This window comes from Bacillus sp. FSL R5-0523, assembly GCF_037975295.1.
Classification (GTDB): domain Bacteria; phylum Bacillota; class Bacilli; order Bacillales; family Bacillaceae; genus Bacillus; species Bacillus subtilis.
On the sequence record NZ_CP150251.1, the window covers coordinates 1,989,964 to 2,005,346 of the forward strand.

Consider the following 15,383-nt stretch of genomic DNA (forward strand, 5'->3'; position numbering starts at 1 on the left):
GTCACGATTTTCTACAATTCTTCCACCAAGCTGGATATGCTGTCCAAGTCCTCTGCCGTTAATGATTGACTGCTGAAATCGCTCAGTGTCTTTTCTGCTTTCTGTTGACCGGCGCAGTGTTTCATAATGTCCAGCAAAAAGTGTTCAATCCTGTTAATAAGCTGCTCCATTGTGTTTTTGTGAAAGCGGGCTGGCGGATAACTAAGATTGAAATGGAGCTTTTTGTCTGCTGCCATTGCGCTCATCTCGATGATTTGCTCACGCTTCCATGTATGAGTGATATCCTTTCCGCTACCAAGGCTTGATGGGCGGAAGGTGTCCTGTCTTTCGATGTCGTTGAACTGGCCCAAATAGTTAAAGCTGATTTCAGGTGTTTTTGAAAACGTAATGCTTTTATTTTCAGGGTGTGTAAGGTATTTCAGCATACCGTAACCTACCCCTTTGTTTGGTATCCGGCCCAGTGTATCTTTAACGGTTTTTACTGAGGTTCCGAGCTCATCCCTATGATTTTCAAAGCTTATGAGGGCCGGGTACATGGATGTAAACCAGCCGACCGTCCTGCTGATATCTAACTCTGGCAGAATGTGTTCTCTCCCGTGTCCTTCCATAGCGATACGGAGCTTGCTTCCTCCTGTCCATTCACAAATCGCCAAGGATGCTGCGGTTAACAGAATATCTTGTGTATCTGTGCCATAGGCGTGATTGACGTTTTGCAGCAAGACGGCGGTGTCTGCTTCAGTCAGTGAAAAGCTTAATGAGTCCCTTTTGCTGAAGTCGATGTTCACATGATGCGGTATTTCATAGGGCAGTTCTGCGGCTTGCTGTTCTTCTACACTTCGCCAATACGCCTCTTCGCGAATCAGCTTACTGCTTTGGGCATATTCCTGTATGCGTCTTGCGTATTCCTGGTAGGAATCCGTTTTAGGCGGAAGCTGGATCGTCTGGCCTGCAGCAGCTTGTTGATATCCGGCTGACAAATCCTCCAGCAAAATCCGCCATGAGACACCATCAACGACAAGGTGATGGATCGCAAGGAACAAGTAATCTCCGGTCAGTGTTTTAAACAAAGCGGCGTGCAACAATGGTCCTTCCTGTAAATTGATGCTTTGCTGAAGATCTGCAACTTCTTGTTTGATTTTCGTCTCCCAGCCGCTTTCTGACTGTGAAAGATCAGAGATTCTTAAGTTGTATAGCTGTGACTCATGAATGCCTTGGTTGATTTGAATCCATCGCCTATCATCGTTGCGATAAACCATCCGAAGCGCATCATGATGCTCCGCCAGTTTTTTCAAGGCTGGTCTAAGGGCGTTTTCAGACAAACGTCCAGAATGGAATAGCATGACAGACTGATTGAAATGGTGTCTTTCTTCAATATCTTGTGAAAAAAACCATTGCTGAACAGGCGTCCAAGGAACGTCTCCCTGAACGGGTCCTTGCTCTATGATTCTCTCTGACTTACGGATAAATGGTGATAAGTCCTTTATCTTTGGATGACGGAATAAATCACTTACCTGCAAGCTTAGTCCATAGCGCCCAAGGCGTGCAGAAACTTGAAGGGCTTTGATTGAATCTCCGCCCAATTCAAAAAACGAATCCTCTATTCCGATCCTCTGGATGCCGAGAACCTCCTGCCAGATCAACACAAGTTGGTCTTCAAGGTCATTTCGAGGCGGAGCGTACGTTTGTTTAGATGTGAAATTTGGTTCAGGAAGTACTTTTCGGTTCAATTTGCCGTTTGATGTGAGCGGAAGAGTCTCCATTTCAATAATGTACGCCGGGATCATATAGTTTGGCAGCGAACGCGCGAGAAGTGAACGCACTTGTTCAGCATTCGTGCCTGCTTTTACGCTGATATAGCCAAACAGCTCTTTGCTCCCGGTCTGGGCTGTACGTGCTAACACTGCGGCTTCTTTGACCCCGTCTATTTGACGAAGCGCTGATTCGATTTCACCCAGCTCCACCCGATAGCCTCTGACTTTTACTTGATCATCAATACGGCCAATGTACTCAATTGTGCCATCAGGAAGCCAGCGCGCCAGATCACCTGTGCGATACAGTCGATCGCCAGGTGCAAATGGATGTGGGACAAATTTCTCTTTCGTTAAATCAGGACGGCCCAAATATCCTCTGGCGACGCCATCTCCGCCGACACAAAGTTCACCGACAGCTCCGACCGGCTGCAGCACTCCCCATTGATTTAAGATATAAGCGGTGGAATTACCAACCGGCCGCCCGATCGGAATGGAAAGTTCATATGTTTTTTGAATGTGAAGGCATGTCGAAAAAGTTGTATTTTCGGTAGGGCCATATCCATTCCATATAGATACTTCAGGGCAGACATTTCTGATTTGATTGACGTGGCTCGGCGACAAAGCTTCTCCGCCTATAATCAAATGTTTCAGCTGTGAAAATGTTTGTTCATTTTGTTCTGTCAAATGATTGAATAGAGAAGATGTCAGCCAAATCGTTGTGATTCCTTGATGTTCTATGTACCTCTTAAGCTGATGGGAATCGAGAAATGTTTGTTGATCGGACAGATGCAAAGCGGCACCATTTAGCAGCGGTCCGAAAATTTCAAATGACCCAACGTCGAAACCGATTGATGATGTCATCAGAAGGCGGTCTTCAGGTGTAAATGTAATATAATTGCTGTTTTTAACAAGACGAATTACACTTCGCTGCTCAATCATGACACCCTTTGGTTTACCGGTTGATCCAGAAGTATAAATGATATATGCGAGTGAATGTGGCCCTGCTGAAGAATCAACGTTCTTCGTTTTTCCTTGCTTTTGAATATCTTCGATTATGATTTGTTCACATTCAATGTCTAATAGTTGTTTTTCTGTTTTTTCAGATTGAAGGAGTAATGCCGCCCCGCTGTCTGACAGCATATAAGCTATTCGTTCAACAGGCAGATCAGAAGCAATAGGCAGATAGGCTCCCCCGGCTTTTAGAATGCCCAGCATTCCTGCAATGAGTTCTGGTGTTCTGCCTGTCAACAAGGCTACAACACTATCAGGCCCTACGCCCTTTATCTGTAGAACTGAGGCAATTTGATTTGCCCAGCTGTTCAGGTCCTCGTAAGTGAATACTTGGGTGTCGCTGACAATTGCTACAGCATTAGGCGTTTGTTCTGCCTGCATTTCAAAGAGTCTGCTGATGGTTTCATTTCTTGGATAATCTATTGTTGTACGATTGAGCTCGTGGATAAGGTAATGGGTCTCATCCTCATTCAGGATATTTATTGTTCCGAGAGCGGCTTTGTTGTCTTTGATGATGGAGAGTAACATATTGATGAAGTATTGAAGCCACTTTTCTATCGTTTTTTTCTTATATAAGTCAGTACTAAACTCCATTTGGAACGTCAGCAAACCGTGGGGCTGTTCTTGGGCATATAGGGTTAAATCAAATTTGGACGTTTGATGCCCATTGTTTGCTGCAGGTTTGAGACAAAGTTCATCCAGCTCCAACGATTCCTGATCCATGTTTTGAAGAACAAACATCACATCAAACAGCGGATTCCGGCTCATATCCCTTGTCAATTCAAGCTTATCGACAAGCTCTTCGAACGGATAATCCTGATGTTCATAGGCTTCCAATGCAGTGTCGCGCACTTCCTGCAAATACTGTACAAACGGCTTCCCGCCCTCCGGGCGTGTCCGCAGCGCCAGCGTGTTCACAAACATGCCGAGTATCGGCTCAAGATCCTTGTGCGGCCGGCCGGCAATTGGCGAGCCAACGATGATATCTTCCTGTCCGCTTAAGCGTGACAAGAACGCGGTGTAAGCCGCAAGGAGCACCATGTACAGTGTGCTTCCGTTTTCTCGTGCCAGCTTGTGAAGGCCTGATGTAACCTCTGGTTCCAGCGTAAATGAGACCTTGTCACCCGCGAAGCTTCGCACCGGCGGGCGGGCATGATCAGCCGGAAGATCCAGCACAGGCAGCTCGCCCTCGAGCTGCTTCAGCCAGTACGCCCCCTGCATTTTGTACGCGTCCCCTGTTTTAAATCCTTCTTGCCATACGGCGTAGTCTTTATATTGAATGCGCAGTGCCGGAAGCTTCCGATTATTGTACAGCTCGCCGAATTCCCGAATCAGAATGTTGACGGAAACACCGTCTGAAATGATGTGATGCATATCAACCAGCAATAGGTGCCGCTCATCTGATACCTTTACGATTTGGGCACGGAACAGCGGCGCTTGGCTGAGATCAAACGGTTTGATAAATGCGGCTGCGGCCTCCTCTTCGGTTCGTGCGCCGAGAGCTGTAGGCTGTAACGTAAATGGCACCTCGTCATGGATGCGCTGCACCGGATCGCCCCCTGCGTCCTGTTCGAAGGCGGTCCGAAGCGACTCGTGCCGCTTGATCAGCTCTTTGAAAGCTCTGTCCATCCTTTCAGGGTTGAGCTTCCCTTCGAGCTCTAACACAGCCGGCATATTGTAGCCTGTCCCTCCGTCCTCCAGCTGCTGAAGGACATAAATCCGCTTTTGGGCAGAGGAAACCGGATAGGTTTCCTGCTTTTCAGCGGGCTTAATCGCTTCATATGGACTGTCCGTTCCTTCATGGATAACGGTAGCCAGTCCTTCTACTGTCGGATGGGCAAACACATCTTTTAGCGGCACCTGTACATCGAATTCTTTGGCGATCCGTGAGACAAGCGCCGTTGCTTTTAAGGAATGTCCCCCGCGGTCAAAAAAGTTGTCGTGAATCCCGACAGGGCCATTTTTCAGCACGTCCTCCCACAGCTGAGAAAGCTTCATCTCAGTCACGTTTCTCGGCGCTGTGTAGGTCTCCGCATCTGCCGCTCCGCCAGGAGCTGGCAGGGCGTTTCGGTCGAGCTTTCCGCTTGGCGTAACCGGCCACTGTTCCATCTCTATCATATGGGCTGGGACCATGTAGCCCGGCAACAGTCTTTCAAGCTGTGCCCGCACTTCGTTTCTTCCGAGCCCTTCTATATAAGCGCATAATTCCGGCTCGCCGCTGTCTGTCCGTACGGTAACAGCCGCTTCTCTTACACCTTCTATACTTCTTAGTGCCGCTTCAATTTCTCCCGGCTCAATCCGGTAGCCGCGGATTTTCACCTGATCATCCAACCGCCCGAGGAATTCAATATTCCCGTCAGGGAGCCAGCGCGCCACATCCCCGGTTTTGTACATGCGTTCACCCGGGTAAAACGGGTCCTCAAGAAAACGCTCCTCCGTTAATGCCGGCCGATTCAAATAACCTCTGGCAACACCCGCTCCGGCAATGTACAGTTCGCCGGCGACACTAGAAGGCTGTACGGCTAAATGCGGATCTAAAACATACAAACGCGCACCGGGTACGGGCTTTCCAATCGGGATCCGCAAGCGGTCCCTGTCCCGCTCTGGATCCAACACGTAAAATGCCGCGTCTACCGTTGCTTCTGTCGGCCCGTAGCCATGGATTAATGATACCTGCGGCAATACAGAAGCAAAACGGGCTGCCGTACGCGGCGCAAGCGGTTCACCTCCGGCGAATACACGCTTCAGGCTTGTCCTGTCACTCAGCCTTTCGATTTCCGCTTGATCGAGAAAGCTGTTCAGCATAGCCGGAATAAAATGAGCCGTTGTCACGTTTTCCTGATGAATGGCTTGTACGATCAACGCGGGGTCTTTTTCCCAGCCGGGCGGAAGCAGATACGCCGAAGCACCGGAAAGAGTCCACCAAAACAGCTGCCACACAGACGCATCAAAGGAAAAAGAGGTTTTCACCATGACAATGTCATCTTCCGAAAGCGGAAACTGGTGCTGCATGCCGGTCAGAAAGGAAACAGCCTGGCGGTGCTCAACGGCCACTCCTTTCGGCTGCCCGGTAGAGCCTGATGTATAGATGACATAGGCGAGAGATCCGCCGTCAGCAGGAGTAAACTCATGGTTTTCTGCTTTTTCGCTCGCAAGAGATGTCATGTCCACTTCAAGCGTTTCGCCAGAAAAGTTTGGTGCGGAGCATCCCGGCTGTGTCAGCAAGAGCGATGCCCCGCTGTCTTTCAGCATGTAGCTCAGCCGCTCCCTTGGATACGCAGGATCAAGCGGCAAATACGCCCCTCCGGCCTTCAATACAGCAAGGACAGCGATCAGCATGTCAGGTGAGCGTTCAGACAGGACACCGACGATACTTTCGTTTGTGACGCCGCGTGCCGCAAGGTGCGCAGCCAGCCGGCTGGCATACATATCAAGCTCAGCGTATGTCAGCGAACCGCCTGAAAAGCGAATGGCCAGCCGCTCCGGTGTGAAAGCCGCCTGTCGCTCAAACAGGCCATGCAGGGTTGGCGCTTCAGGTGAAACAGATACTGTCCTGTTATTTTGAGAAACGATTTTCCGTGTTTTGTCCTCATCTAGCAATGTCATCTTTGACACAGGAAGAGATGGATCAGAGATGACGTCAGAGATCATGTGCTGTAAATAATCTTTTATTTCGGACATCATATTTGGTTGATAAGTGCCTGTATGAAAATGAATCCGAACGTACAAAGTACGCCCTGGAATCACTTTGACACTGCATCTATAATTAGTTACCTCTTCCATCTCAAAATCTTTTACGGAGAAATCAAATGATCCAGCTTGATTCAGCTCTTCAATCTCTTGTTGAGTAGGTGTATTTTCAAAGACGATAATATGATCAATCAGCTCTTGTTTAAGAGCACTCTGCGCCTGAATGTCATATAAAGGGAAGTAACTATACGCTTCTGCTTCAGTCATGTCCTTTTGCATTCCACTGACTAGGTCAGAAAAAGACAGAAAATCACTTTGGACTCGAATAGGAATGGTATTGATAAAAAGTCCGACCATGTTTTCCACATCTTTTAGCTCAGAAGGTCTGCCTGATATAACTGATCCGAACACAGCATCGTCGCGGCGATTGAACTTTTGGAGCATGATTCCCCATAAAGCTTGGAAAACAGTGTTAAGTGTCGCACCACATGCTGCAGCGATTTTCTGTAATTCGGAGGTTTCTTTTTCAGGAATGGTAAACGTGATCTGCTGTAATGTCCCGTCCGACATTTGATCTGTTCTTTTTGGCAGAGGCGAAGCTTTTTCGAAATGCTGAAGCCTTTTTTTCCAATACTCAGCTGCTTCTTCACGCTCTTGCTGCATCAGCCATTTAATATACGTCCCGTACGGCTGTACGGGAGGCAAATCAGGAAATTGCCCTTTTCCAAGCGCTTGATAAAGATGGAGAAAGTCTTTAATGACGATGCCTAAACACCAGCCATCCATTAAAATATGATGGTGGCTCCAGATACAGACATAATGATCAGGCGCCCATTTTAAAATAGATATTCTCATCAGTACATCCGTTTGGAGATCAAAGCCTTTTGATTTGTCCTGTTCTTTGAATGCCTCTGTACAATGTTCTTTATCTTTTTCATTGAGATGAGAAATATCTTCAACATGAACATGGCAATGACGTTGCTTGAGCACGACTTGACGAGGTTTGGCTACATTTTTATAGATGAATGCTGTTCGAAAGATATCGTACCTGTCAAAAACAGCATCCATACTTTTCTGGAAACGCTCCAAGTCAAGCTGTCCATGGATCGTAAAAGAAGCCTGTTCAAAATAAGCTCTCGACTGCTCATCATACAATGAGTGAAAAAGCATCCCTTCCTGCATAAATGACAAAGGGTATATATCCTGTATTTCAGGTTGCTGCGGCATCAGTGAATCTCCTCTCCTATAGTTTGTTGACGGCTCCCATGATCTCACTCAATTCATCAAGCGTTAAGTCTTCATCAGTGAAATCAGATGCGCTCCACTCTCGGTTTTCTTTGCCGGTACAATGCTCAATGATATTTTCCAGAGTCTGTTTAAAATGCCTGGAAAATGTTTGGATTGTTTTTTCCTCAAATTGAACCCTGTTATAGATGATGTGCATGTTCAGGCACCCCGAAGAAACGGCGCCGCTGATATCCAGTGCATAAGGACGCTCCCAGTTCGGGCTGATCTCATTTCCTGGCTTGATGTCAGACACCTCAAAGGCATTTGATTGAATATCCTGATCAAACTGGCCTAAATAATTAAAGCTGATTTCTGGGCTGTTTTTCTGAGAGCCCCATCTTTTGCTGATATATTTCAGCACGCCGTAGCCCGCGCCTTTATGCGGTATACGGTGCAGCATATCTTTTGTCTGTTTAATAAGGTGGCCCAGCCGCTCTTCTTTGTCCTTATGATCGGAATCTCTCATATCAAGCCACACAGGATAAATGGAGGTGAACCAGCCAACAGTTCTGCTAATATCGATGTCCTCAAGATATGATTCCCTTCCGTGGCCCTCCATGCTGATTTTAAATTGGTTATTTCCCGTCCATTTCTGCAAAGCAAGACCTAAAGCTGTCAGAAGGATATCATTCATCTCCGTGCTGTAAGCTTTATGTGCAGCCGTTAATAGTAATTCTGTGTGATGGCGAGATAGCTCAAAATCAATCACTTCTGTATCTTTGAATGTGTTAGATGCTGCGTCATTGTCTTTTGGAATAGGCTGGATGTGACGGCTCTCGCACTCATCCCAGTACGCTGCTTCGCGTTGCACCTGGCGGCTTTTAGAGTAGTCAGCTATTCTTTGTGAATACGTTAAATATGAATCTGTTTTTTGCGGCAGTTTAATAGATTCTCCTGAGACTGCCTGTTTGTAAGCACCTGAAAAATCCTCGAACAAAATTCGCCAGGAAACCGCATCAACAACTAAGTGATGAATCGTCAGAAATAAATGGTCACCATTCTCGGTTCTAAACAATCCAGCGTGAAGCAAGGGGCCGGTTTCCAAACGAATATGTTCTTGCATCCGGCTGGCTGCTTCCTCAATCGTGTTCCGTGCTTCTGTTAGGCTATCCTTTACATCAAACAGTTCAAGTGCATATAGCTCCTCATCTGAAAGATCTATCCCTCTGTTTATCTGCACCTGCCTGCCATCTTCATGCCGGCATACGATTCTCAGTGCATCATGATGAGTCACAAGGCTTTTTAGTACTTTTCTAAGCGCAGCCTCATCAAATCGTTCAGCCCGGTAGATCATAACGGATTGGTTAAAATGATGGCTTTCCAGAGATTGTGAGAAAAACCACTGCTGGATAGGTGTCCAAGTAATCTCGCCTTTGACCGGGCCTTGGTCAATGGCGCGTACGTCTTTTCGAACCCGGGCGGACAGTTCACCAAGAGTCTGATGTTCAAACATCTCACGTACTGTCGTTTCAAATCCACGCTGCTTCAGTCTGGCACAAACCTGCAGCGCTTTAATAGAGTCTCCGCCAAGCTCAAAGAAATTGGCGCTTACACCCAGCTCATCTACATTAAGAAGCTCCTCCCAAATTTCAGCCATCACCGTTTCAATCTCATTTCTAGGACTGATATCATCAGCTGTATAAGCGTGTTTTTCAGGCTCTGGCAGGGCTTTCTGATCGAGCTTTCCATTAACAGTCACCGGGATGCTGTCAATTTGTATCATACGGGCAGGCAGCATAAAGTCAGGCAAGGCGTTTTTTAGGTAAGTTCGGATGTCTGATATATTCGCAGCCTGTTGATCTTTTATCACCATATATGCATATATAGCTGTTTGCCCTTGCTCGTCTGCTCTGGTAATGACAGCCGCCTCTTTAATCATTGGATACTGAAGAAGTGCCGCTTGGATTTCGCCTAACTCAATACGGTGCCCTCTGACTTTCACCTGCTCATCAATGCGGCCTAAGTATTCCAGCTCGCCATTTGACAGGCGCTTAGCAAGATCTCCTGTTCGGTATAATCTGTCTCCCGGAAGATAAGGATTGGATACAAAACGGTCACCGGTCAGCTCATCTCTGTTGAGATATCCCCGTGCCACACCTTCGCCGCCTATATACAGCTCCCCTGGAACTCCGATCGGCTGCAGATTCATATGAGCATCCATCACATAAGCCTGCAGAGTTGAAAGCGGCCGTCCGATATTGCTTTTATTTTTTGCAATGTCTGCTGCGGACAATTTTTTGAATGTTACATGGACCGTTGTTTCTGTAATACCGTACATATTAATCAAATCAGTATGAGGATATTTTTCATTCCAGCTTTGAAGCAATCCGGGCTGTAAGGCTTCGCCGCCAAAAATCACGTAGCGGATGTTTAAATGATCTGTATGATTTTGATCTTCAAGCATCAAGCCGGAAAAAGCAGTCGGGGTCTGATTGAGTACAGTGACGCGTTCTTTTTTTAACAATAATCGGAATGCATGGGGGTCACGGGCTGTTTCTTTAGAGACCACGACTAATGTACCTCCGTTCAATAGTGCACCGAACATCTCCCATACAGAGAAATCAAAGCAATAAGAATGAAATAACGTCCAGATGTCTTCATGGTTAAATTCAAAAGGCAGGTTTTGATGCTTCAAGAGACTGATCACATTGCGGTGCTCGACAATGACGCCCTTTGGCTGGCCAGTCGTTCCAGATGTGTATATCACGTATGCGGGCTGATCTGTTACTATTTCTTGAATGTTTGCATCAGCCGGAATTGAGTCGTTTTCACATTCATCGATATACAAAATATGCCCGGTGTAGTCTGCAGGTTTGTTTTGACCGCGCTCTGTCAGCAGCCGTTTTGCTCCGCTGTCATTGAGCATAAAGCTAATACGCTCCTTGGGATATTCAGGATCAATCGGCAAATAGGCCCCGCCAGCTTTTAAAATCGATAAAACGCCAATGATCATATCAGGTGACCGATCGAGCATCAGACCGACGATATCGCCAATTCTCACCCCTTGTTTGATCAGCATAGCAGCTGCCCGCTCGGCTTTTTCATTCAGGTCTCGATACGTAAGCTGAGAATGGCCGCACACCACTGCGATATGCTCCGGATATTTAGCGGCTTGCTTTTCAAATAAGCTTACTATGTTTTCATTTCTGGGATAAGCTGCATACTGCCCCATTTTTTCAAGGAGCAACCTACGCTCTGCAGCAGGAAGCAATTGCATGTCCGAAATTCTCATCTCGGTATCCGCCGTTACCCCTTTCACCAATTCAATAAAATAGGATGCCCACTGCGTAATGGTTTCTTCTTCAAAAAGAGCAGTGCTGTATTCAAAACGGCAGCGTATTCCACTCGGATGCTCCTCAGCGTGTAATGTTAAATCGAATTTAGATATATCATGTTTAGGAGTGACAGACGAAATCGACAGACCAGGCACTTCGAACCGAAAATCTTCACTGCTTTGAAGCACAAGCATCGCATCGAACAGCGGGTTGCGATTTACCTCCCGATTTGTATCGAGCTTATCTGCCAGCTCCTCAAAAGGATAATCCTGATGCTCGTAAGCGGTCAGAGCCAGGTGGCGAATGTCCTGCAAATAGGAGCTGAACGTTTTGTGGCCCTCGGGCTGGCTGCGCATCGCCAATGTATTGACGAACATCCCGATGACGCGCTCCAGATCAGCGTGCGGTCTTCCGGCAGCAGGCGAACCGACAACAATATCCTCTTGCCCGCTTAGCTTAGATAACAAAATAGAATAGACAGCCAGAAGAATCATATACAATGTTGTTCCCGTTTCAGCCATTAAACGGTGCAGTTCATCAGCCATGTCTTTATCAATGTTGACTTCAATTGTTCCACCGCTGAAATCAGGGAGACGCGGCCTTGTTTTATCAAGCGGTAATTCTAGTGTAGGAAGACTCCCGCCAAGCTGACCGAGCCAGTAGGCCTCCTGTTTTTTGTATAGCTCTTTCGGGTGCTTCTCTTGCTGCCAAACAGCAAAATCCTTATAATGCAGGTTTAAAGCTGGCAACTCTTTTCCGCAATATAAGTCAGTAAATTCTTGGACAAGAGTGCTCATCGAGACACCGTCGGCAATAATATGGTGCATATCGAGCAGCAAAAAGCCGCGATTATTGCCCATTGTAATGACACATGCTCTAAAAAGCGGACCGGATGATAGATCAAACGGTTTGATAAAAGTCTCGATTGCAGACTCAAGCATTTGTTCTGATTCCATTTCAAGCTCTTTTAGATCAAAAGCTATCTCTGGATAAATGATCTGCACAGGCTCGTCTCTGTCAAGCACAAAAACAGTCCGTAATGCTTCATGCCGATTCACAAGTTCTGCGAGAACGCTTCTCAACCGCTGGCGATTCAGATTTCCGCGTAATTCAAGTACAGCTGGCATGTTGTAGCCTGTGCTGTCATCTGCCAGCTGATGAAGAGCATATAATCGTTTTTGCGAGAAAGACAGTGGATAGACATCTCTTTGATCCGCAGGTTCAATCTGTGTAAAAGCGTGTTCTTTTAAGCTCATCAATTTGCCCGCCATGCTTTCAACCGTCGGATATGAAAACACCTCACTGAGCGGCAGCTCGACATTAAGCTTTTTATGTATTCTTGATACCAGTGCGGCCGCTTTTAAGGACTGTCCGCCTAACTGAAAGAAATCATCACGAATGCCGATTTGCTGTTTATTCAGCACATCTTCCCAAATATGTGCGAGATCAGCTTCGATTAAGGTTCGGGGCGCCATATATGTGACACTCGTATTGTTTTCTGGTTCAGGAAGCGCAAACCTGTCAAGCTTGCCGCTGGATGTTAATGGCATCCGGCCGATGTTGATAATACTTGCTGGGATCATATAGGACGGCAATGTCCCGGCAAGATGCTGATACAAATCTGGGAGGCTGTTTCCCTTTTCTGGAACGATATAAGCAACAAGCTCCTTTTCCTCAGCAGAAACATCACGGGCCAGTACCGCGGCTTCCTTTACCCCCGGTGCTTGTCGAAGAACTGTTTCAATCTCTCTCAGTTCAATACGGTAACCCCTAATTTTTACTTGATCATCAAAACGTCCAATATATTCAATCGTTCCATCAGGCAAAAAGCGGCCTGCATCACCTGTTCGGTATAAACGTTCCCCTTCAAGGAATGGATGATCGGAGAATGCTTTCTGTGTCAGCTCTTGCTGATTGTAGTATCCTCTCGCAAGACCCGCGCCGGAAATACACAGTTCACCCGCCGCGCCGATCGGCTGCATTTGATTTCCGTGCAAAACAAATACTTTTGTGTTTCTGATCGGGTGTCCGATCGTGATCCTCTCTTTTTCATTCAGATGCCGCAATATTGTTGTTGCCACACTGTTTTCTGTGGGCCCGTATTCATTTGCCAGTTCTGCAGAAGGACAAATCATTTGACTCAACTCAAGCAGATCAGGCGTGACCGCTTCACCCGCAAATGTCACAATACGAAGACTTTTTGCATCGTCAGCAGTCATCACTTCCAATAACACCCTGTACAGGGAAGGAACAATGATCATATGGCTGACCTTATAACGGGCTATTTTTCGCTTAAGGGCCAGCACATCCTTCGCTTCGTCATCTGTTGTCAGCAGTACGCACGCACCAGATAAAAGCGGGGTAAATAAGCTCGTTACACAGCCGTCAAACACGTACGAAAACAAATGGAGGGATATATCCTGTTCGGTCATGCCATACTCTTCCCGTCTCCATTGCAATGTATTGGCAATACCGTGATGATCAACTAAAACCCCTTTAGGGCGCCCCGTCGTTCCCGACGTATAGATCAAGTAGGCTAGGTCACCTGGCGGCATATTTGGCGCTTCTGTTTGGTAACTTTCTGTATGTTCTATCGTTATCGTATTTCCTTCATAGGACGGAGGGATCAAGGAAATAAGGTCTTCTTCTATCAGCAATTGAGCCGCTTGACTGTCCTTCAGCAGGAAAGAAAGACGTTCTGCTGGAAAATGTGGATCAAGCGGCATATAAGCGCCGCCTGCTTTCCAAATCCCAAGCAAAGCTGCAGGCATTTCCATTGACCGGCCCATCATTACAGCAACGATATCTCCAGATCCAACACCTTTTTCTATCAGGGCGTGCGCAATCTGATTGGCTCTTATATTTAATTGGCGATAGGTCCAGCATTCGTCTCCCATTTTCAATGCAGCAGCTTCAGGTGTTTTGTGAGCTTGTTCCTCGAACAATTGAGGTATTGTTTTGTTCACATAAGGACGCTCAGTTTCGTTAAACAATTGGATAACCTGTTGCTCCTCCGGCGGCACGATATTGATGTCACTGACGGCAACATCGGGATTTGTCAAAATGCAATCCAGTGCTTGCTTTAGATGCCCCTGAATTCTCAGCATCTCCTCCCGCTCGTAAACGTCTGCGTTGTAGCTGAATTTGATATAAAATGATTCTCCCGGAACGATAACGATATTAAAGTCGTAATTGGTTTGTTCCGACATTGAAATGTCACTCAGCTTCAGAGCGCCTTCGTCATTTTCACTCTCCACGCTTAATGCCTGATGAAGCTGTACAGGGTAATTTTCAAAAACAAAAATATGATCGATCAACCCTTGCTTCAATGGACTATGGTTTTGAATCTCATAAAGCGGATAATAGCCATGCTGTTCAGATGATAAAATATCCTCCTGCACGGATTTGACCAGCGAAGAAAACGTTATGCCTTCCGCAGATCGGATTCGCACTGGAACAGTATTGATAAACAAGCCGACCATTGATTCAATCCCGTCAATCGCTGACGGGCGTCCCGAAATGACGGAGCCAAAAACGGCATCATCTGCAGCATTATATCGATGGAGCAGCACGCCCCAAATACTCATAAACAGCGTGTTTAATGTCACTCCCCAGTTTTGGGCAGCCTCTGTCAGTTTCTCAACTATATCCGGCGCTAATGAAAAGCTGACCTGGGCGGCTTTATAATCCCCCTCTGCCGTGCGGCGCCTTATTCGGGGAATAGAAGCAGTATTGCCGTACTCCTTCAAATATTCGCTCCAGTAGGCAGCAGTCTCTTCTTGATCTTGTTCTCCGAGCCATTCAATATAACGGCTGTACGGCACCGTGCTGCCAAGCTGTACAGGTGAGTTATTTTTGAGCGAATCATACATGCTGAAAAACTCTTTAAGAATAATGCCGAGACACCACCCATCCATGATGATATGGTGATGTGTCCAGACACATGTATATTGGCTGTCTCCTCTATCAAAAAGGGCAAGACGCATTAAAGGATCTTTTTGCAAATCAAATCCTTTTTCCCGATCCTTAGTCATAAAAGCATCAATCAGCGCCTGCTGTTCTTGATCAGCCAGGCGAGAAATATCTTCTCTATATACTGTCAATTCCCGGTTTGATAAGACTACCTGCTGCGGACCTGTAAGATCTGGTACTTCTTTAATGAAAATCGTTCTGAAAATATCATATCTAGAAACAAGAAGGTTTAAGCTCTTTTGAAACGAGTCGACGCATAGATTCCCTGTGATCGTAAACGAGGTCTGTTCGATATATGCTTTCGAGCTGAAATCCATTAGTGAATGAAACAGCATTCCTTCCTGCATGTGCGATAACGGATAAATATCTTGAATTTGTGCCGATTGTGCCATCAATT

The 15,383-nt window shown here is 46.6% G+C and carries 2 protein-coding genes; both read right to left on the minus strand.

What is annotated here, in order from left to right:
* Positions 1-11: 11 nt before the first annotated feature.
* Complete coding sequence (ppsC, locus tag NYE53_RS09945) at positions 12-7,679, minus strand: plipastatin non-ribosomal peptide synthetase PpsC (RefSeq protein WP_339248441.1); 7,668 nt, start codon at positions 7,677-7,679, stop codon at positions 12-14.
* A gap of 16 nt (positions 7,680-7,695) precedes the next feature.
* The gene (gene ppsB, locus NYE53_RS09950; RefSeq protein ID WP_339248443.1) at positions 7,696-15,378 is read right to left on the minus strand and encodes a plipastatin non-ribosomal peptide synthetase PpsB; all 7,683 of its coding nucleotides are present in this window, start codon (positions 15,376-15,378) and stop codon (positions 7,696-7,698) included.
* Between the last annotated feature and the right edge of the window lie 5 nt (positions 15,379-15,383).